Origin of the sequence: Marinobacter alkalisoli (assembly GCF_045449795.1) — a bacterium.
In the GTDB taxonomy this organism is placed as follows: Bacteria; Pseudomonadota; Gammaproteobacteria; order Pseudomonadales; family Oleiphilaceae; genus Marinobacter.
Genome location: NZ_JBJJLB010000002.1, coordinates 133793 through 154222, shown reverse-complemented (window position 1 = coordinate 154222; position 20430 = coordinate 133793). Strand labels below are relative to the sequence as shown.

The window sequence follows — 20430 nt, the reverse complement described above, 5'->3', positions numbered from 1 at the left end:
TTATGGGCAATCACCATGACAGCATCGCCCTGGACTGGGTTCGGGGCGAAATACAGGACACGCTGACCCAGGGTCAGCAGGCACTGGAAGCGTATGTCGAAAACCGCGACGATACCGCGCGTCTGCGCTTCTGCCTGAACTACCTCCATCAGGTGCATGGCACCCTGCAGATGGTGGAGTTGTATGGCGCTGCCCTGCTTACCGAAGAAATGGAAAAACTCACCCAGGCGGTACTGAACGATACCGTCGGGAGCGTGGACGACGCCGTTGAAGTGCTGATGCAGGCCATCCTGCAACTGCCCCAGTACCTGGAGCACCTTGCGACCAGCAAGGACGATTTCCCCATGGTGCTGCTGCCACTGCTGAATGACCTGCGGGCCGCTCGTGGCGAGTCCCTGCTGTCAGACACCTCCCTGTTCAAGCCTGACTTGAGCCGGTCACAGCAGCGGGCCGCCAGCAATGCGTCACAGCGCCTGCAGGATCCGAAGGTGCTTGGTCATATCCGCAAACTGCGCCAGATGTACCAGTTTGCACTCGCTGGCGTGGTCCGCGAAGCGGATCTGGATGCCCACTTCGATTACATGCAGAAGGTTCTGCAACGACTGATCCGGCTGTGCCAGACAACCCCGAGGGGCGAACTCTGGAAAGCGGCCTCGGCGTTCGTGGAAACCCTGCAAAACCGTATCAACCCGGTGAACACCGCGGTCAAATCCCTGCTACGGGAACTGGACAGCGAGATCCGCCGACTGAGCGACGAGCATGTCGACATCCTTCAGCAGCCGATCCCGGAAGCCCTGTTCAAGCATCTGCTCTACTATGTCGCACGAGCCCGCGATCTGGACACGCCCCGGGTAGCGGAGTTGCGCAAGGACTATCACCTGGAACAGGCGCTGCCGTCGGAAGACGACGTTGATGCCGCCAGGACCCGGGTCTCCGGTCCCGGTCGCGAAGCCATCCACTCGGTAGTCAGCGCCCTCAACGAGGAACTGGCCAAGCTCAAGGATCAGCTCGACCTGTTTGTAAGGGCGGAGCTGAGGCAGAACGATGAGCTGGAAGACCTGTTGCCGGGGCTCAGGCAAGTGGCCAATACCCTCGCAGTGCTCGGCCTCGGCATCCCCCGCAAGGTGGTGACCGACCAGATCGAGCTGGTGGAACGCTTGTCCAGACAGCCCAAGGCTGTCGACGACGGCACTCTGATGGACATTGCCGGGGCGCTGCTTTATGTCGAAGCGAGCCTGGCAGGTCTGGACAGTGACCGTTACCAGGAAACCCACGAATCCGACGATGGTGAACAGGTCATCAACCTTGGCAGCCGTGAACTCGGTGAAGCCAGTGGTGCGCTGTTAAGGGAATCGAGAAACACCCTGGAGCAGGTGAAGACCGCCATCGTCAATTTCATTGCATCCCAGTGGGATGTCCGTGAAATCGAACATGTTCCCGGCCTGTTACACAGCATCCGCGGTGGACTGGGGCTGATTCCCCTGGAGCGCGTGGCCGACATGCTGGGTTCCGCCGAACGCTACGTCACCGATGTGTTATTGGGTGGCAAGCAGGTACCGGACTGGAAACAACTGGATACCCTCGCGGATGCGGTAACCAGCATTGAGTATTACCTGGAACGTCTGGCGGAAGGCATCGGCGAGAACGACAGCATTCTGCACGTCGCCGAGGAAAGCCTGGTGTCCCTGGGCTTCCCCGTGGGTTCCGAGCCAACCTGGCAGCAGCCGTCGGAGGAAGATATTCCGGTGGTCGACAGCGAGGTGACCGCCCCCGAAGAAATGCCACCGGCCGAAGCCAAAGGCTCCGACGAAGAACTGCTGGATGATGAGATTCTCGGTATCTTCGTGGAAGAGGCGGAGGAAGTCCTGCAGACCATCCACGAATTCTATCCGCGTCTGCGCCAGAACCACGATGACCGTGAAGCACTGACGGAAGTGCGCCGTGCGTTCCACACCCTCAAGGGCAGCGGCCGCCTGGTCGGTGCCACCAGCATTGGCGAACTGGCCTGGTCCGTTGAAAACCTGCTGAACCGGGTGATCGACCAGACCATCAGGCCCAACGACGACCTGTTCGCCCTGATCGACGACGTGAACGCCCGCATTCCGTCACTTATCCGCGAATTCCGCGAAGGCCAGTCCGGCGGTGACGTGGTTGAGCTGATCGAACGTGCCGAGGCCATGTCCACCACCCGCAAGACCGACGACGATTCCCCGGCCCCGATCGAGGAAGAAGCGCCGGAGATACGATTGGCCTCGGAGCCACCGGTGGATCACGTTGCCGCTGACGACACCGCCGACGATGACGACCTGATCGATGACGAAATCCTCGAAATCTTCATCGAAGAAGCCGGTGAGGTCCTCGACACCATTCGGGAATACCTGCCCATGCTGCTACGCCAGCATGATGATCGTACCGCGCTGTCGGAAGTGCGTCGCGCCTTCCATACCCTCAAGGGCAGCGGTCGCATGGTGGGTGCACTGGTCGTGGGTGAACTGGCCTGGTCCGTGGAAAACATGCTCAACCGGGTGATTGACGGCAGCATTTTCATGAACGATGACATTGCTGTTCTGCTCGAGGATGTCACCGCAACCCTGCCCGCTCTGGTGGAAGACTTCGAGAAGCGCCAGACACCCAGTCGTGATACCGCGCCCCTGGAAGCGCGCGCCAACTCCCTGGCCAACGGCGAGATTCCGGATGCAGCGGCAATGCCCGTATCCGACCCGGCAGAAACCGCCGATGCGGATAGCACAACGGTCGACACCGAATACGATGACTCGGGCGTGGATCCGGTGCTGCTCGACATTTTCGAGAGCGAAGCCGAAACCCACCTCCAGACTCTGAAGGCATTCCTGGAAGGCGCCGGTGACAAGGCCTCCGTCGCCTACACCGATGATCTTTCCCGCGCCCTTCATACACTCAAGGGCAGTGCACACACGGCGGGCATTGGCCCGATTGCGACCGTGATCACGCCACTGGAACGCTTCGTCAAGGAATCCCGCGCGCAGAACAAGCGAGCGGATCAGGAAATCGTCGGACTGATCGCCGAGGCCTGCGACTTCCTGACCCAGGGGCTCAGCCAGTTACGACAGGATCCACAGGCCCCGCTGGACGGCGCCGACGATTACCTGCAGCGCCTTGATAGCATCACCGCGGAAACCCTGCGCAGCCACACCAGCGTGGATAACGAAGCGCCCCGGCAGCAGCCCGCGCCACAACTGGTTCAGCTGTTCCTGAATGAAGGCCTCGACATTCTGCTGGACGCCGATCGCATTCTGGACGATTGGGCTGCGGATCCGCAGAACACATCCGCCGTCGATAAACTGGGCGCCGAACTGCACCAGTTGACCGAAGGCGCACAGGAAACCGGCCTGACCGATGTGGCCGGCCTGTCCGACGCCCTCGGCCAGACCTATGAGCGTGCCGGTTCCCCGGATTTCACACCGGATGCAGACTTCTTCACCACCGTGCGCGCTGCCCACGAACAACTGATCAACATGATGGATCAGGTGGCTGCCGGGCTGGCGACGGAATCCGGCGAGGAACTGATTGCCGAGCTGGCAGCATTGACCGCCGACCTGAGCGAATCCGGCGAAGCCCGGCCTGATGCGTTTGAGCAGGAATTCACCGGCGACCTGGAAGAAATTGACCTCAGTTTCGACATGGAGGAAGAGGAGCGTCCCGCCGGAGACAGCGAGCAGCCTCCGCTGGTGGAAACCGACGAGGACATGGACAACGAACTCGCGGAGATCTTCCTTGAGGAGGCCCGCGACCTGATCAACAGCTCCGCCGACACACTGCACAACTGGAGTGACAACACCGGCAACCTCGATCTGCTGAGGCTGCTGCAACGTGACCTGCACACCCTCAAGGGTGGTGCGCGGCTGGCGGATATTCCGGCGGTGGGGGATCTGGCCCACGAACTGGAAAGCCTGTTCGAAGGCCTGAGCGAGCAACGACTGTCCATTACCGACGAACTGTCGGATCTGCTGTTCCGCAGCCATGATCGCCTTGCCGGCATGGTGGATGCGCTGGAACAACAGGAGTCACCGCGCCCGGCTCCGGACCTGATCGGCGAGATCCATGCCTACATGGACAACACCCGCGGGTCCCGCCCGGTCACCGACGTCAGCACACCGACCGAGGACGACGACCAACCGCTCCAGGCCGTGCAGGACGAGCCGGAACCGGAAGCCACCGATCTATCGCACCTCGATCCGGAACTGGTGGGCATCTTCCTGGAAGAAGCCTATGACCTGATCAATTCCACCGGCAGTGCCCTGCACAGCTGGAGCGAGGATCCGTCTGACCGGGCGATCGCCGCGGAGCTGCAACGGGATGTGCACACCCTCAAGGGCGGCGCGCGCATGGCCGGCGTTGATGCCATTGGCGACCTGACCCACGTACTGGAAGACCTGTTCGAGAAAGTCGCTGAAGGCCAGCTGGCGGCCAGCAATAGCATGAACGACCTGCTGTTTGCCTGCCATGACCGGCTGGCCCAGATGGTCGAACAGGTCGCCACCCAGAAGCCCTGCCCGCCGGCTGACGAGCTGGTCGCTGAAGTCAAGGCGATCCTCTCCGGCAAACCGGTACCGTCCCGCCAGGACGTGACCGATGCGGCGCCATCCGAGGCCCCGGACAGCGTGACCGAAGCCCTGCCAGAAGCCACCGACGACGAGCTGGTAGGCATCTTCCTGGACGAGGGGCTGGAAATTCACGCCGCCGTCAGCGAGTGCCTGGCGCAGTGGCGGGATGAGCCAGACGAACTCAGTGGTGTGACCCAGCTTCAGCAGGAACTTCATACCCTGAAGGGCGGCGCCCGCCTGTCCGACGTCGACCCCATTGCCGATCTCGCGGAAGCCTGGTCCGATGCCCTTGATCCGCTGATCAGCGGCGCCAGCAACCAGGCCACACTGCTGACACTGAGCGATCAGGCGCTGGACAGCCTGAAAACCATGCTGAACAGCCTGGAAGAAGGCGGCAAGCCAGACCCCGACCCGAAACTGGTGCAGGCCCTGCAGGACGCACACCGGGCAGCCGCGGACGAAACGCCCGTGGAAACGTCCCCGGCAACCACGGACGAAGACGTTGATCCTGAAGTCCTGGACATTTTCCTGGAGGAAGCCGGCGAGATCCTCGACCAGTTGGAACAGCTGCTGGAAGACTGGCGCAAGGAACCGGCCAACCACCACTTCAATCAGGAAGCCCAGCGCGCGCTGCATACCCTCAAGGGGGGCGCTCGCCTGTCACAGCTGAGCGAACTGGGTGACAAGGCCCACGCCTTTGAAACCCGACTGATCGACCTGGGTGGTAACGCCCCGGACGACCAGACCTGGCAAACCATTACTGATGATAACGACGCCATCGTGGCGCTGGTCAACCGAATCCGCGATGGCGTCGGGCAAGGTGGCGCCGTTCCAGCGCCGGCACCCGAGAAGCCGGATGCCGAAGAAAAGCCGGTGGCTCCCGCGGCCGAACCGGCTCCGGCGCCCGAGAAACCGTCTCAACCAGCGCCAGCACCAACGCCGCAAAAGTCAGCGGCCAAGCCCCGCAAGAAAGCGACCGATGTGCAGCGCGCGGCCCAGGAATCCATCCGGGTATCGGCGCCGTTGCTGGACGAGCTGGTTAACCTGGCGGGCGAAACCAGTATTACCCGTGGCCGTCTCGAGCAGCAAAGCAGCGATTTCAGCCACACCCTGGATGAAATGGCGGCCACCATCGAACGTTTGCGCGAGCAGTTGCGGCGGATGGAAATCGAAACCGAGACCCAGATCCTGTTCCGAGCGGAGAAGGAGCACGGACCGGACTACGGCGACGATTTCGACCCCCTGGAAATGGACCGCTATTCCTCCATCCAGCAGCTGTCACGGGCATTGACCGAGTCCTCTTCGGACCTTGCGGACCTGCGTGAGACCCTGTCCGACCGGGTACGGGATACCGAGACCCTGCTGGTACAGCAGTCCCGCATCAACACGGAACTGCAGGAAGGTCTGATGAAGACCCGCATGATTCCGTTCGCTTCCATGGTTCCCCGCCTGCGACGCATCGTGCGCCAGATCAGCGGCGAGCTGGGCAAGAGAGTCGAGTTCGACGTCCGCAACCCGGAAGGGGAAATGGACCGCAACATCCTCGAACGTATGATTGCGCCGCTGGAACATATGCTGCGTAACGCCCTGGACCACGGCATCGAAACGCCGGCTGATCGCAAGAAGTCGGGTAAGCCGGAAACCGGTGAAGTAACCCTGTCACTGACCCGGGAAGGCGGTGATGTGGTACTGCGGATGATCGATGACGGCGCCGGCATTCCCTCCAGCGTGATCCGCGACAAGGCCATTCGCCAGGGCATGCTGTCGGCGGACGAGGACCTGAGCGATCGGGAAGTCCTGCAGTTCATCCTGCAGCCGGGCTTCTCCACCGCCCAGCAGGTAACGCAGATCTCCGGCCGCGGTGTGGGCATGGACGTGGTCGCCAGCGAAATCAAACAGCTGGGCGGCAGCCTCGATATCGACTCCACCGTGGGTCGCGGCACCACCTTCACCGTGCGCCTGCCCTTTACGGTGTCCGTCAACCGGGCCCTGATGGTGTCCACGGGCGAGGATTTCTACGCCATCCCGCTAAACACCATTGAAGGTATTGTGCGGGTCAGCACCTACGAGCTTGAGGAATACTACAAACCGGACGCACCGCTGTATGAGTACGCCGGCCAGCAGTACCGGCTGCAGTACCTGGGCAACCTGCTCAACAGTGATCACCATCCGAAGCTCCAAGGCCAGGCCCTGCCGTTGCCGGTCATTCTGGTTCGCGGCGCGGAGCAACCCATGGCCCTGCAGGTGGACAACCTGATGGGTAGCCGGGAGATCGTGGTGAAATCCCTGGGGCCGCAGTTCAACTCGGTGCGGGGCGTGTCCGGCGCTACCATTCTCGGTGACGGTAACGTGGTGGTGATCCTCGATCTGCCGGCGATGATCCGTTCCGACATCCTGTCCGAGCGCCAGCGCCTGGCCAGCATGGAGAAAGCCCGCGAGTCCGCCCGCTATGAACAGCGCGAAACCGTGGTGATGGTGGTGGACGACTCGGTGACCGTGCGCAAGGTGACCTCACGCTTGCTGGAACGCAACGGCATGGAGGTCATCACCGCCAAGGATGGTCTCGACGCCGTGGCACAGCTACAGGATCACCGCCCGGACATTATCCTGCTGGATATCGAAATGCCCCGGATGGACGGTTTCGAAGTGGCCAGCTTTGTGCGCCATGACGACAACCTGCGGGACACCCCGATCTGCATGATCACCTCACGAACCGGTGAGAAGCACCGCGAACGGGCACTGGCTATTGGTGTCAATGAATACCTCGGCAAGCCATTCCAGGAAACCGAGCTGCTTGACACCATTATCCGGCTGACCGGGAACCAGTGATGGCCGGCCTGTCGCCAGGCCGGCCAAGCGTCGGGATCGTTTCGGACATTGTCCTGCAGCGCCACCGCCTGCAGGCGGCCACGTCGAAGTTTGGTCTCGACGTGTGCTTTTCCGGAGATCCCGATCGCCTGCAGGATTACCCGGAATTTCCGGATGCCAGCCTCTGGCTGGTCACCCTGGAGGATGAAGCGGATCACCCGGTGCTGTTTGACCATCTGCTGGAAAACACTGACGCGCCCGTGCTGTTCGGACTGGACCCGGCGCCAAGGCCCGGCACCACGGACTATTTCCGTTGGGAGCAACGGCTGCTCGGCAAGCTGGAACAGCAACTGGGCCACCTGGAAGAACTGGATTCGGAAGCCAGCCTGGAAGAGCTCGCCGAACAGTCACCAACGGATGCGCCCCAGCTGCCCCATTGGATTCCGGCGGCAGCCCCCGGCTCCATCGCGGAGCAAGTCTGGATACTCGGCGCATCCCTGGGTGGGCCCGCAGCGGTCAAAAGCTTCCTTGACCACCTGCCACCCGGCCTGCCCGTGGGCTTTATCTACGCCCAGCATATCGATGGCAATTTCACCGATGTGCTGACCCGCGTACTCGGCCGCCATGCCCACTATCAGCTCAAGGGCGCGGAGCCCGGTCACCGGGTTCGCAATGGCGACGTTGTGTTATTGCCGGTGGAACGGGAGTGGACGCTGAACACCGAGGGCGCGCTGGTCGAGAAGGAATCACCCTGGCCCGGCCCCTACGGCCCTTCCATCGACCAGGTGCTGCTGAACGTGGGTGATCATTACGGCAGCCGCTGCCATGCTATCCTGTTTTCCGGCATGGGCAACGACGGCGCCATTGCCGCCCCCCTGCTGAAAGCCTATGGCAGCAAGATCTGGGTCCAGGAAAGCAACAGTTGCGGGAACAGCTCCATGCCGGACTCGGTGGCCGCCACCGGCTGCGCATCCTTCGTCGGCACGCCCGAACAGCTGGCCCGGGAACTAGTCAAAACGATTGAAGAATCCTGCCTGCTCAAGGGCCGGCAAAAAAGGGATTCCGCCTGAGGAAATGAGTGATGAGCGATAACAGTCAAACCCTCTCCTGCGTCATGATCCCGATGAACGGCAGACAACTCCTGTTACCCAACGTATCCATTGCCGAGGTGGTGGATTACGCCAGTTCCGATGCCGGCGCCAACACGCCGGAGTGGCTGGTAGGGCACCTGAACTGGCGGGGACTGGACCTGCCGGTCATTTCCTACGACGCCGCCAACGGCGCCACCCTGACCATTCCCGGCGACAACCGCGGCCGCATTGTGGTGCTCAATACCATTGGCAATGAACATCGGCAGGTTCCGTTCATGGCGCTGGTAACCCAGGGCATCCCCAGCCAGGCGCGCCTGAGTGAAGAGCAGATCCGGAAGCTGGATGGTGAAGCCGGTCCCGCCGACCTGATGCAGGTTGAGGTGGAAGGCGATATCGCCTGGATTCCGAATCTGGAGTACCTGGAATCACTGGCCGCTGAAGTCGCTCACTGAGCCGATTCGAAACTTCAGTGATTTGTCGGATTACGCTTTGCTAATCCGACCTACAAAGCGTTGGAATCTGATCGGGCGGACATTTCATCGATACCGGGGCATGGTACTGGCGTTTGCAAATGTTATAATGTTGCAAATTCTCCAGGACAGTGGCCATGCCGACCAGCGCTCTTCCCTATCGCCCGCACAATCACGATGCCTGTGTAGCCCAGGCGCTGGCGGATGCCCGCGCCATCTGCCAGCAACAGAATGCCCGCCTGACGCCCACCCGTGAACGGGTGCTGGAGCTGATCTGGCAATCCCACAAACCCCTGGGCGCCTATGATGTACTCGCCGAGCTGGCGGAAGACGGCCATAACGCCGCTCCACCCACGGTCTACCGGGCGCTGGATTTCCTGCAGCAACATGGCCTGGTCCATCGTATTGCGTCACTGAACTCATTTGTTGGCTGTACCCATGCCGGCAAGCACCACAACGGCATGTTCCTGATCTGCCGCAGTTGCGGCAATGTGCTGGAACTGACCTCTCCGGAAGTGGCCCATGCGGTGTCCACGGCAGCCTCTGCCGAGGCCTTCCAGCCACAAGACGTGATGATCGAGATCGCCGGACTCTGCCCCGGCTGCCGTACGGACGCCCACCATGACTGAACCGCTGGTAACCCTGGAACGCGTAACCGTTGCCTTTGACGACCGCCCGGTGGTGGACCGTGTGGACCTGACAGTCCATCGCGGGGACATCATCACCATTATCGGGCCTAACGGCGCCGGCAAGACTACCCTGATCAAGGCCGTGCTTGGTATCCAGCGAGTCACCGAGGGGTCGGTTAATCTCGCCAGGAACCTGACCGTTGGCTACGTTCCCCAGCATCTGACCCTGGAATCCACCCTGCCACTGACCGTCAAACGCTTTATGGCGCTCAGTGGCCGTTCCCGGGGCGAATGTCTGGCGGCACTGGAAAAAACCGGTGTAGGCCACCTGGTCGATGCCTCCATCCATCACCTGTCCGGCGGCGAAAAGCAGCGCCTGTTACTGGCCCGCGCCCTGGCTCGCAAGCCAGACCTGCTGGTACTCGACGAGCCGGCGCAGGGCGTGGACATCAACGGCCAGGCCGCGCTCTACGACCTCATCCGTCAGCTACGGGACCAGCTTGACTGCGGCGTCATCATGATCTCCCATGACCTCCACCTGGTGATGGCCGCCACCGACAAGGTGATCTGCCTCAATCAGCACATTTGCTGCAGCGGGTACCCGGCGGATATTTCCCACGATCCCGCGTTTATCGAAACCTTTGGCCAGCCGGTGGCGGAGAGCCTGGCGGTGTACCACCATCATCACAATCACCGCCACGACCTGCACGGCGATGTGGTATCCGGGGTGATCACGGACGACAACCACCAGGAGTGCGATCATGCCCATCATTGATGCCATACTGGACGACTTTTTCTGGCGGGCGCTGCTCGGTGGTCTTGGCGTCGCCCTGGTGGCGGGACCGCTTGGCTGCTTCGTGGTGTGGCGCAAAATGGCGTATTTCGGCGATACCCTGGCCCACTCCGCGCTGCTGGGCATTGCCCTGAGCTTCCTGATCAGCGTTCCCCTCAACGTTGGCGTAATCATTACCTGCGTGGTGCTCGCGATTGCCCTGGTACTGCTGGGCCGCAGCCATACACTGGCGACTGACACCCTGCTGGGCATTCTGGCCCACAGCGCGCTGGCCATCGGCCTGGTTACCCTCAGCTTCATGCCTGATGTACGGGTCGACCTGACCGGCCTGCTGTTCGGTGACCTGCTGGCCATGAGCCGCAATGACCTGGTGTGGATCTACGGTGGCGCCCTGCTGATTCTGTTGCTGTTGGTGACGCTCTGGCGCAGCCTGCTGATGAGCACGATCCATGAAGAACTGGCACGGGTGGAAGGCATTCCCGTTGAACGCCTGCGGCTGGTGCTGATGCTGATGTTCTCACTGGTCATCGCGGTGGCCATGAAAATCGTCGGTGTGCTGCTGATCACCGCGTTGCTGATCATCCCCGCCGCCACCGCCCGGCGCCTGGCGAAAAGTCCGGAACACATGACACTGCTGGCGATCGCGTTTGGTTTCGTGGCGGTTGGCGGTGGCCTGACTCTATCCTGGCACCTGGATACGCCCGCCGGGCCGTCGGTGGTCGTCACCGCATTCAGCGTGTTCCTGCTGATCTATGGTGGCGCACGACAGGCTCAGGCCTGAACCCCGGGTTTCCCTAAGGTGCACCGTTGGTCTAAAGTGTAAGTCTGCGGGTGTGTACCTCCATCCACCCCCAGATCCTTACGATCGCCAGACGGACGGAGCCATGGAAAGCACCAGTCTCAACAGGAGTCCGGGACAATTCCTGCGTTCACTGTGGCGCCCCTTCCTGTGGGTGCCACTGGTGGTGCTGATTGCGGGCCTGACCGTCACCGCCTTTACCGCCGAGCAGCTGGCAAACCACACCCGAATTCTTGCGGGACACGCCTATCGCGCCCAGCACGACGCCCTTGTCAGCCACCTGCACGCCCGGGCTGTCGCCCAGTCTCCCGAGCGCCAGGTAGAACAATGGCTGGCGTCGGTGTTTTCCCCACCTTATCCCAACCTGTCGGCGATACGGGTGGACACCCTGGAGCGCCACACCAAGACGCCTCTGTTTCAATCCGGCCCCCTTGTGCCGCTGAACAGCTCGGGCTCGCTGCGCTCGGAAATCAACCTGGAGAATCACCACTGGCTGATCACCACCATGCCGGATAATACCTTGTTCCGGCAGCAGGCCGACAAGGCGCGACTGGTCACCTGGGGAGCCGGCGCGCTGATAACCGCCCTTGGCGTGGCGCTGACGCTGTTGCTGTGCGCGCGAATCCACACACTCCGCAACCAGGTGGACCAGCAACAGCTGGCCACGGAAAAACTGGATCAGCGGCTGGGTAATATTCAGGTGGAAAAATCGATCCTGCGCCAGGCACTGAACGACAGCGAGCAACGCAGCCGCGACCTGGTGGCGCTCTCCGGCGCGATGATCGGGGAACTGGATGAACAGGGCCGCGTTGGTTTCATATCGGCCAACGTCGCCGACTGGCTGGAACGGGCACCCGCCGACCTGTCGGGAACCCCCTTTGAGGAACTGGTCGCCCCCGACAATCAACCCAATTTCCGCAAGGCCCTGGCGGCGGCTCGCAGCGACAAGCAGATGCAGAGAATCGATCTGGCATTGCTGACCGCCGACCACGATGGCAACACCATACCGGCCACCCTCCGCATCCTGGCCCTGCAGGACCCGGTTCACGGCCACACCGGCTACCGCATCAGCGCCACCTAAAGGGCCTTGTGGGAACCGTCACACAGGGGAGCTGTGCCCGTCTGCTTGCAGCCACAAAACCAGATCCACTCCTTTTTCTCCGCGACATATTTTATCGGGGTGAAGCCGGTCCCCTTGTGGGAACCATCGCAAAATGGCTGGGACTGGCTTCGCCCACAGGCGCACCAGAAATAGGTCTTGCCTGCCTCGACCAGAACCGAGCAAGGCGTTGTCCTGGGAATTTCAGGCTTTGCAGAGGCCATGGAAGACTCCTCGTCATTGATGTCACTTCCTCTGGCAGTATAGCCACAATGCGCAACACCGCTGCCAACAGAGGTGGAATAGCGAGGTCCAAACAAGGGCTGGTGGGGTCGCAGAGTCAAAAAATTCAAAGAAACCACCGTTTCTCCTTTTTGACTCTGCGACCCCACCAGCCCGAAACTCCAATACAATAGCGCTACCCGCCGCAGCCCAACCCAAAGAGGGCAAACCTAAAGCGGCCGAACCACCTCAGCCAACCGCCCGGAGGAAACCAACTCCATAAACTCATCCCCCAACCGGTCACTCTCGGCAATCGCCTTACGCCAGGACCGCTCACGTCCTTCATCATCGCCAACGTATTTCTCGAAATCCTTCCGGTCCGGCAGCTTGCGATCCGGCAACGACTCCAGGTACTCCGGTGAAGGCGCCACCAGCAACACATCCTGAAGACGAGTCGCATCGCCGCGACGCCAGGGCAGCGTCTTGTCGAACCAGCCCGGTACCACCTTGTCGGTGAAATGCGGATAAAGAATAATTCCCGGCTGTTCGTAGGGCAGATCCAGGTGATAATCCAGCAGCCCACCATCGCGGTAGACCCCCTCCGGCGCACCGGGGATATTGCGCACACCGGACATCACCATCGGAATGGACGCCGACGCCAACAGCGCAGGCAGTAAATTGTCACGGGTCAGTGCCACTTCATGGCTGGGAAAATCCACCAGCTTCGACACCGGCGCTTTCAGGCGGGCATCGTGAATGATGCCGCGCTCCATAAAGCGACCCAGGTGACGCCGGCTCACCATGTTGGCGCTGATCGCATTCATCAAACCAAGGCTCAGCCTGCCCCGGGTATCGTGCTCCAGCATGCCCCGGCTGCGCACCACAACCACATTGAGTCGATAGAACGGGTGATTCAGCAAATAGTCCTCATGACCACCCAGCAACTCTTCCAGAAACAGGATGCTTTTCCGGCTCACTTCGGCAGTACTCACGCCCTTGGCAAACCGTTGTGAGGTATAAAGATCGGCCAGCCGCGCCAGTTGGGCCTTGGGATCATCAGTAGAGGCAATGGCCGCAAAGCGCCAACTGCCAATGGACGATCCGATGAGCGAACGCTCCTGCGGGACAGCAGGCAACCAGTCTCCGAAGATGGCTTTGTCCAGCCCCGAGATACCCAGGGCTTTAGGGCCACCGGCGGCGCCGGGGATCACATGGACATCGTCCGCCGACAGAGGTTTATCGTGCAGTCGCTGCAGGGCTCGGCGACCGGCCCGGATAGTCAACGCGGGCGATCGGGTATGTATGGCGGTCATGACGGCTCCCTCCTGAAAACCCAGCGAGTTTATCGAACTGTCGGGCTGTCAGCCAGAGAAGACACCACCTCAATCCACTCAATCTAACCCACCTTGCAACACACCGTGCTAGACTTTCTGAAGTCCGGTCATGGAAGCGGGCTCCATAGAACACAACAGCAGGAGTGGGCTGTGAATCCATTTGCATCGTCGGACACATTGGCCGCCAACCCGACTCTCGCGGTCCTGGGTTTTAAACGACAACTGGTCTACCACCTTCATTTCTGGTCCTTCATTGCCGTTGCCCCACTGGTCATGGTGCAGTGGAATCATGGCAACTATCTGCTATCCGCACTGCTGATACTGTTCTGCATCAATGCCCTGCTGGTCATCGCGCTTCTCCGTTTCCGCAACGTCTATTTCCTGAAAGGGCGCCTGTTTCCATTACTGGCGGTTATATGCGCCGCCTATTCCACCACCATCAACGGCCATGCCGGCCTCTACTGGGCCTACCCCGCCGCGACAGCTCTGTTTTTCCTGCTACCACTGCGGGAAGCAGCCGTCTGCAACATCCTGTTTGTTACCGTCATGGCTGTGGTGTCGTTTCTCCAGTTCCCGGAAGCGGATTTCTGGCGTATCACCTTTTCCCTCGGTCTCACCTGCCTGTTTGCGATGATCTTTGCCTGGCTGGTGGGTCGACTTCATGAGGAACTCACGCGCCTGGCGACAACCGATCCGTTGACCGGCTGCCTAAACCGGTCGCAACTGGCGGACATCCTCAACGGGCAGATCCAGATGCGGGAACGGTATGAGCGGGTATCCAGCCTGATTTTGCTGGATATTGACTACTTCAAGACAATCAACGACCAATGGGGGCACCTGGCCGGCGACACAGTGCTGACGGAGTTGTCCGTAAGGATGCGCAGGCGTCTGCGGGAAAGTGACCAGTTATTCCGGATCGGGGGCGAAGAGTTCATGCTGGTATTACCGGAAACCCGCCAGCGGGACGCCGATACCCTGGCCCAGGAACTGCTCACCTGCATCAGCGCTCGCCCTTTCCTGGACGATATCAGTGTCACCGCCAGTGCCAGCGTAGCGGAAGTCGTCAAGGGTGAAACCTGGTCGGTGTGGCTGAATCGCGCCGATCAGGCGCTGTACCTGGCAAAATCCCGGGGCCGCAATCAGGTGGCCAGTGCGCCAAGAACCTTAGATGTATCCGCCCGCCCCGATGACGATCACACCGCAATGATCGCCGATAGCGGACGTTAAATCCGCTTGCGAAAATCCCGGTAAGCCGAGAACACATCCCACGGGCTTTCAAAGTGCGGGTAGTGGCCGATGTTTCGCAAACTGACGACATCCGCATCCGGCACCAGCTCCCGGTAGCGCCTTGCCATGGCCGCGCCCGACACCGGGTCCGACACGCCGGAAATCAGCCGCATGGGCTGGGTTGCGTTCTGCAACGCGCCAACCCAGCGATTGCGGTGGCAACGTCGCTCTTCCATGAAATGAATCAAGTGGTGCAGGATGCCCCGGCCATTGTTGTAGGTGAGCAACTGCCAGAAATCGTCCATATCCTGGTGATCCGGCGGATTGGCCGACCCCAGTAACCGGCGAAAATTGCGCTCAAAGGTGCGACGGTTCAAACCACGGCTTATCAGGCCGCCCAGGGGGCTGCGCAACAGTTTCTGGATAAGCAGCGGGCTATGGACTTCCGGAAACAGCGCGCCATTAAGAAAACAGACACTGGCAATGCGGAACGGTAACGAGCCTTCCTGCTCCCTGGCCAGAAGCTCCTGGGTCACGCTGTCACCGTAATCGTGAGCAAGCAGATGCACCCTCTTCAAGCCCAGGCCGGCAATCCAGCCCTCAAACAGATCTGCCTGGTCCTCAATGCTGTAGTCATAACGCACCGGTTTGTCAGAGAACCCGAACCCCAGCATATCCAGCACCAGCACGTTGTATTGCTGGGTCAGCATCGGCCACATCCGGTTCCAGTCCCAGCTTGCGGTGGGAAAACCATGGAGCAATACCAGCGGTTCTCCCTGCCCCGCCATGCGACTGAATATGGCGTGGCCCTCATAGCTGAACCACTTACCGCCCTGTTGCCACCATTCCAGCGTTCCAGCCTGTTGTTTGCCCCGGGAAGCCGTTGCGTGTCCGGAGATCACCTGATCCATGTCCTGTTCCTGGAAAGAGTTTGCAGCTTAAAACTGTAGAACAAACCGGTGCGGGCCGCCATAGCCACTGATCGAATTTGCGGGCGTCATCCGGGTCATCAGTGGTCTTTTGTGGACGGGTCCACGTAAACCATGGAGATAAACGACGATTTCCCTTAAGCTTCGCCCTGAATCAGACACAGAATACCGGAACCGATTATGAGCAACTCTCTGGAAGATTTGGCCGGCCACTACCGCGATATCATCAATGGTCTTGGGGAAGACACCTCCCGTGAGGGCCTGATGGACACGCCCAAGCGCGCGGCCAAAGCCATGCAGTTCCTGACAAACGGCTATCAGCAGGATCTGGGTGAACTGGTCAACAATGCCGTCTTCGAGTCCGCCATGGATGAAATGGTGATGATTCAGGACATAGAGCTCTACAGTATGTGTGAGCACCATATGCTGCCGTTTATCGGCAAGTGCCATATTGCCTACATGCCACAGGGCAAGGTGCTGGGGCTGTCCAAGTTCGCCCGCATTGTCGACATGTACGCACGCAGGCTGCAGATCCAGGAAAACCTGACCCGGGAAATCGCCGAAGCCATTGAAACCGTCACCGGTGCCAAAGGTGTGGCCGTGGTGATCGAGGCCCAGCATATGTGCATGATGATGCGCGGCGTGGAGAAACAGAACTCCCGCATGAAAACCTCGGTGATGCTGGGTCAGTTCCGCAAATCCCAGGCGACCCGAACCGAATTCCTGCAACTGCTCAGCCACCGGGACTGATCCCATGTCGACCGCTCCCGTAGCCGTGGTGACCGGCGCCGGACGCAGGCTTGGCTACGAGATCAGTGCAGCGCTGATCAAGCGTGGCTACCGGGTGTTTGCCCTGCACCGGACCCCCACCGACGACGTGGACCACCTGGTTCGCGAGGGCGCGACGGCGCTACAGGTCGACCTGGGGGATCCCGAAGCCCTGCAGGCCCGGATTGACGAGATTGCCCGCGACACGGCCAACGTCAGCCTGCTGGTGAACAACGCCTCCACGTTTGAGAGCGACGCTGAAGATCCACTGGAACGGGCGGCTCAGGCTGCCTACCTGTTTCAGGTAAACAGCACGGCTCCCATGCAACTGATGCACGGTCTGTCAGTCCCTCTGGAACAGGCAGCCCTGGCGTTCGGGCGGCCGTCACTGGTCGTCAACATAACCGATATTTTCGCGGAGCGCCCGAATCCGCTCTACAGCGCCTACTGCGCGTCCAAGGCAGCCCTGGCCAACCTGACCCTGAGCTATGCCGCCCTGCTCGCCCCTGATGTACGGGTAAACGCTATTATGCCCGGGCCGATCCGCTTTCTTCCCCGCCACACCGACAGCCAACGGCAGCAGGTGCTGTCAGAAACCCTGCTGGCCCGCGAAGGCGGCTTTCACAGTGTGGTTCTCCAGTTGCTGGCCCTGGTGGACAACGATTTCATCACCGGCGCCCAGATTCCGGTGGATGGTGGCCGGCGCCTGGCCCAGGGTATGGTCAGCCACGTCAAGGGAAACCCGGACTGAGCCATCATTGCGACCGTCAAACAGGTCCCGGTAATAGGGCTCATCAATGTCCGAGCCCGCGAAGCGCCCACTCTCGCTGTACTCCAGAATGTCCACGTCGATGGTGCGGTCCTTGCAGCTGCTGAGCGGGTCGGAACGGTCCCGCCCGAAGGACTCCTCCAGCTGGTTGAGTTCACACTTCAGTTGTTGCGGGGACAACGGGCTGAAGAGCACCGCCAAGGCGTTGAGGAACGAGCGCTCGGTGTCGATGCCCCGGGGGCGGGTGTGGATCACCGGCGACAGCCACAGGGACCCATGGGTATTCAACAGCCTTTCGACCGCCCTGGCCAGGTTGTGTTGCGGTTCAATGTTGCTTCCAAGTCCACACAGGTACCACATGACGGCGTTATCTCAGTAGCTTTCGAATATAGGCACCTACCAATACGGTCACCAGCAGCACTCCGATCATGGATTCCAGGGTCACCAGCATGGAAAGCAGGCCGGTGGCCGGCGGGGCCGGCTCACTCCACTGGCCGTAGAAGCTGCTGATAAAGCTCTGCAGGCTGAGCATCACCGCCTCGCCGGAGCCGACGCCAACGGCCATATACAGCAGCGAGAATATCACCGAGACCATCAGCGCCGTCGCCAGAACATTCCGCAACCGGATGCCCCACCCGAAGACGCCACCGAGCAGGAAGCGACGGGCCCGGCTGGTTTCCTTGTGGTGGCGCATGTGGAAAAACGCGTGATCCTCCTCCCGCAGATGACCGGTGGCGGACATCCAGTTCTTGAAGCGGGTGTAGGCTTCCGCCAGCTGGCGGCGGTCTTCCCGGTCGGGACGAGGCAAACGGGCCCTGGCCAGCAGACCAAAGGGCGGGGGTGTCGTGGATCGCCGGGCGGGGCTGGTCCCGTACACCAGTGACACCGGATCAAACCAGGCCTGTTCCGCGTGAAAGCGGGCCATCTCGATGCTTGGGGTGCCCTCCCCGGGCGCTTCCAGCTCCAGCATCCAGGCCTGGCCCACCGACGACCCGACCAGACTGCAACGCCCCCGGAGCCGGCGACCGGTCATCCGCAGATGGCGGCCCACCAGGGTATCCTCGATAGCAATGCCGGTGTCTTCGTCCACCACTACGACCCGGTCCAGCCAGAGGTCGGCCGCGAGTTCGCAGTTGTCGACCAGGATCGAATCCGCGGTGACGTTTGTCAGGCGTAACTGGTTCAGGTAACTGCGACGGATCTCGACACCGCCGGAGACGGTATAGCCTTCGAAAAACAGTCCTCCCTCAAAGCTATTCCGGCTCAGTTGTTCGGCGTGGTAGCTCTGCCGTCCGATGTAGACACCGCCCAGGGCGGGCTGATCGTTGACCGGCGCTTCGTCCTGCACGGCCATCAGTTGCACCGGCGCCTCGAAACTGCCGTTCAGCGCCAGGCAGCCGCTCAGGGTCATTTCGTTGAGCCAGAGCATGTCATCACTACCACGGGTGCCGAACTCCATCAGCACGGAACAGGCCCGGATACCACGGAAGGAAATACCGCCGGCGCCACTGAAATCACAGTCGAACATCACCACGCTGCCATCCAGGTGGGCGGATTTCAGGCTGAAATGATTGTTGAACTGGCAGTTAAGGCACCACAGGCTGCCCTGAAACCGCGCACGGAGCCAGCGGAAATCACCCGACACCCGGCAATTGATCAGTACCACCGATCCGGCAATGTCCAGATCCGGCTGTTCCGAGCCATCCAGCACCGCATTGGCAATCACCACCACACCTTCCGCCGCACCGATGGCGGCAAGGAACTCAGCGCCGGCAAGGTGGCGTGGCTGATCCGCTGGCAGCTCCAGGCCGTGGCCGTTTACTTCCACCGTTGCCGTCTCGCAGGAGTCCAGCACCTCCCGCACCACCAACGTCTGGCCATCCCGACGATCCCGTCCGAGGCGAACCTGGAACGCCTGACCCACCGTGACTGCCGGGTACCCGGCCCTCTGGAACGGGCGCCAGTGGCTGTAACACAGCGCCTGATCCTCGGTCACCAGCACCAGAAAGCGCCCCGCCTTGAGGTCGGAATGGATGATCCGGGCAACCATTACGTCGTCGGTCAAAGGGCAAACTCCTGTCCCTGCTGCGCAAAGCCGGCAAAGTCCCGTTCCACCTCCGCCCGGTGTTGCTCGAAAGTGTCCTCGTAGCTCATCAGGTACATACGTTCACGCACGGTTTGCGAATAGTTTTCACGGAGTTCGCGAACCGACGCATGCACCGGATTCCAGTCTGACAGGGTGGCGTCATGAAGAATGGTTCGGGGGGCATACCTGGATACCAGCTCGGGAATCGGACGGGTATCGCCACTGAATAATAAATGCTCGTTCAGTACCAGGCCATAGGACGGTTTTTCCGGGGTATGACGGTTCTGGAACGGCCGTAAACGGACTCCTTCGAATTCAAAGGACTGGTCATCCAGCAGGACCACATCGAAAAAATCCGCCAGCTCGGCCGGGCCTTCCCCTACCTGGCCCATCACCCCCTTGAGGGTGTGTTCCCACAGCTCTTCATAAACACCGGGAGGAAGGTACAGAACGGGCTTGAAGCCATAACGGAAACGGCACTCGTACCCCAGACGCTCCAGGCCGAAACAGTGATCTGCGTGGGCATGGGTGATGAAAATAGCGTCCACGTCCGCCAGGGTCAGGCCCCGATCCCGCAACGCGAATTTGATGGTATAACCGGCATCGATCAGCAGGCGACGACCACCGGCCTCCACCATGGCATTATTGTTCCAGTGATCAATCGCTTCGGAGTGGCCAACTCCAAGCATGGTCAAGACTGCCATACTCTGGTCCTTTGTGAGTTACCGGGCGCATCAGACGGGAGAGCACCTTGAACAGCGATCCTATTACATGCAAGCCTTGGCGATCAAAGACCTATAGTATCATCCCCGGACACCGGCGA

The 20430-nt window shown here is 60.9% G+C and carries 15 protein-coding genes and 1 pseudogene; 10 read left to right on the top strand and 6 right to left on the bottom strand.

Annotated features, from left to right (window positions below):
• Positions 1–2: 2 nt before the first annotated feature.
• The 7 genes from ACJO3M_RS00695 to ACJO3M_RS00665 all read left to right on the top strand — a co-directional run bounded on the left by ACJO3M_RS00695 (position 3) and on the right by ACJO3M_RS00665 (position 12254).
• A complete protein-coding gene (locus ACJO3M_RS00695) occupies positions 3–7412 on the top strand; it encodes an Hpt domain-containing protein (protein ID WP_406998804.1) in 7410 nt (2469 codons plus the stop codon).
• Positions 7412–8461, top strand: coding sequence for a chemotaxis protein CheB (locus tag ACJO3M_RS00690; protein ID WP_406998802.1), 1050 nt, complete (start codon positions 7412–7414; stop codon positions 8459–8461). Before ACJO3M_RS00695 ends, ACJO3M_RS00690 begins: the two co-directional genes overlap by 1 nt.
• Positions 8462–8472: 11 nt before the next feature.
• Positions 8473–8934 carry a chemotaxis protein CheW gene (locus tag ACJO3M_RS00685; RefSeq protein WP_406998800.1) on the top strand — a complete coding sequence of 154 codons (462 nt, stop codon included), beginning with the start codon at positions 8473–8475 and terminating at the stop codon, positions 8932–8934.
• A gap of 155 nt (positions 8935–9089) precedes the next feature.
• Positions 9090–9581 (top strand): Fur family transcriptional regulator, encoded by a 492-nt coding sequence (locus tag ACJO3M_RS00680; protein WP_406998798.1) that lies wholly within the window; start codon positions 9090–9092, stop codon positions 9579–9581.
• Positions 9574–10356, top strand: a complete 783-nt coding sequence (gene znuC / locus ACJO3M_RS00675; protein ID WP_406998796.1) for a zinc ABC transporter ATP-binding protein ZnuC — start codon at positions 9574–9576, stop codon at positions 10354–10356. Before ACJO3M_RS00680 ends, znuC begins: the two co-directional genes overlap by 8 nt.
• On the top strand, positions 10343–11155 hold the full coding sequence (gene znuB / locus ACJO3M_RS00670; RefSeq protein ID WP_406998794.1) for a zinc ABC transporter permease subunit ZnuB: 813 nt from the start codon (positions 10343–10345) through the stop codon (positions 11153–11155). The genes znuC and znuB overlap by 14 nt, the downstream gene beginning before the upstream one ends.
• A gap of 103 nt (positions 11156–11258) precedes the next feature.
• Positions 11259–12254, top strand: coding sequence for a PAS domain-containing protein (locus ACJO3M_RS00665; RefSeq protein ID WP_406998792.1), 996 nt, complete (start codon positions 11259–11261; stop codon positions 12252–12254).
• Here ACJO3M_RS00665 and ACJO3M_RS00660 read toward each other — a convergent pair.
• Both ACJO3M_RS00660 and ACJO3M_RS00655 read right to left on the bottom strand, forming a co-directional pair.
• Positions 12251–12496, bottom strand: coding sequence for a CDGSH iron-sulfur domain-containing protein (locus ACJO3M_RS00660; RefSeq protein ID WP_406998790.1), 246 nt, complete (start codon positions 12494–12496; stop codon positions 12251–12253). The two genes, ACJO3M_RS00665 and ACJO3M_RS00660, sit on opposite strands and share 4 nt — an antisense overlap.
• 228 nt (positions 12497–12724) lie before the next feature.
• Positions 12725–13807 (bottom strand): patatin-like phospholipase family protein, encoded by a 1083-nt coding sequence (locus ACJO3M_RS00655; RefSeq protein WP_406998788.1) that lies wholly within the window; start codon positions 13805–13807, stop codon positions 12725–12727.
• Positions 13808–13978: 171 nt separating this feature from the next.
• On the opposite strand from ACJO3M_RS00655, the gene ACJO3M_RS00650 reads away from it, so the two are divergent.
• Positions 13979–15055 (top strand): GGDEF domain-containing protein, encoded by a 1077-nt coding sequence (locus ACJO3M_RS00650; protein WP_406998786.1) that lies wholly within the window; start codon positions 13979–13981, stop codon positions 15053–15055.
• Here the strand turns inward: ACJO3M_RS00650 and ACJO3M_RS00645 are convergent.
• Positions 15052–15966 carry an alpha/beta fold hydrolase gene (locus ACJO3M_RS00645; RefSeq protein ID WP_406998784.1) on the bottom strand — a complete coding sequence of 305 codons (915 nt, stop codon included), beginning with the start codon at positions 15964–15966 and terminating at the stop codon, positions 15052–15054. The two genes, ACJO3M_RS00650 and ACJO3M_RS00645, sit on opposite strands and share 4 nt — an antisense overlap.
• Positions 15967–16164: 198 nt before the next feature.
• On the opposite strand from ACJO3M_RS00645, the gene folE reads away from it, so the two are divergent.
• Complete coding sequence (gene folE / locus ACJO3M_RS00640; RefSeq protein ID WP_406998782.1) at positions 16165–16734, top strand: GTP cyclohydrolase I FolE; 570 nt, start codon at positions 16165–16167, stop codon at positions 16732–16734.
• Positions 16735–16738: 4 nt separating this feature from the next.
• Complete coding sequence (locus ACJO3M_RS00635) at positions 16739–17503, top strand: SDR family NAD(P)-dependent oxidoreductase (protein ID WP_406998780.1); 765 nt, start codon at positions 16739–16741, stop codon at positions 17501–17503.
• An 84-nt stretch (positions 17504–17587) separates the two neighbouring features.
• On the opposite strand, the pseudogene folK reads toward ACJO3M_RS00635, so the two are convergent.
• The 3 genes and pseudogenes from folK to ACJO3M_RS00620 all read right to left on the bottom strand — a co-directional run.
• Positions 17588–17881: pseudogene (gene folK, locus ACJO3M_RS00630) on the bottom strand (2-amino-4-hydroxy-6-hydroxymethyldihydropteridine diphosphokinase); the annotation flags it as partial.
• Between the two features lie 7 nt (positions 17882–17888).
• On the bottom strand, positions 17889–19586 hold the full coding sequence (locus tag ACJO3M_RS00625) for a hypothetical protein (protein ID WP_406998778.1): 1698 nt from the start codon (positions 19584–19586) through the stop codon (positions 17889–17891).
• Positions 19583–20311 carry an MBL fold metallo-hydrolase gene (locus ACJO3M_RS00620; RefSeq protein ID WP_406998777.1) on the bottom strand — a complete coding sequence of 243 codons (729 nt, stop codon included), beginning with the start codon at positions 20309–20311 and terminating at the stop codon, positions 19583–19585. Before ACJO3M_RS00620 ends, ACJO3M_RS00625 begins: the two co-directional genes overlap by 4 nt.
• Between the last annotated feature and the right edge of the window lie 119 nt (positions 20312–20430).

Excerpts from the sequence above, each read along its gene's own strand:
- ACJO3M_RS00635 (WP_406998780.1), top strand. The coding sequence starts at position 16,739 with ATGTCGACCGCTCCCGTAGCCGTGGTGACCGGCGCCGGACGCAGGCTT.
- ACJO3M_RS00665 (WP_406998792.1), top strand. The coding sequence starts at position 11,259 with ATGGAAAGCACCAGTCTCAACAGGAGTCCGGGACAATTCCTGCGTTCA.
- ACJO3M_RS00655 (WP_406998788.1), bottom strand. The coding sequence starts at position 13,807 with ATGACCGCCATACATACCCGATCGCCCGCGTTGACTATCCGGGCCGGT.
- ACJO3M_RS00680 (WP_406998798.1), top strand. The coding sequence starts at position 9,090 with ATGCCGACCAGCGCTCTTCCCTATCGCCCGCACAATCACGATGCCTGT.
- znuC (WP_406998796.1), top strand. The coding sequence starts at position 9,574 with ATGACTGAACCGCTGGTAACCCTGGAACGCGTAACCGTTGCCTTTGAC.
- znuB (WP_406998794.1), top strand. The coding sequence starts at position 10,343 with ATGCCCATCATTGATGCCATACTGGACGACTTTTTCTGGCGGGCGCTG.
- ACJO3M_RS00690 (WP_406998802.1), top strand. The coding sequence starts at position 7,412 with ATGGCCGGCCTGTCGCCAGGCCGGCCAAGCGTCGGGATCGTTTCGGAC.
- ACJO3M_RS00660 (WP_406998790.1), bottom strand. The coding sequence starts at position 12,496 with ATGGCCTCTGCAAAGCCTGAAATTCCCAGGACAACGCCTTGCTCGGTT.
- ACJO3M_RS00695 (WP_406998804.1), top strand. The coding sequence starts at position 3 with ATGGGCAATCACCATGACAGCATCGCCCTGGACTGGGTTCGGGGCGAA.
- ACJO3M_RS00620 (WP_406998777.1), bottom strand. The coding sequence starts at position 20,311 with ATGGCAGTCTTGACCATGCTTGGAGTTGGCCACTCCGAAGCGATTGAT.
- ACJO3M_RS00645 (WP_406998784.1), bottom strand. The coding sequence starts at position 15,966 with ATGGATCAGGTGATCTCCGGACACGCAACGGCTTCCCGGGGCAAACAA.
- ACJO3M_RS00685 (WP_406998800.1), top strand. The coding sequence starts at position 8,473 with ATGAGCGATAACAGTCAAACCCTCTCCTGCGTCATGATCCCGATGAAC.
- folE (WP_406998782.1), top strand. The coding sequence starts at position 16,165 with ATGAGCAACTCTCTGGAAGATTTGGCCGGCCACTACCGCGATATCATC.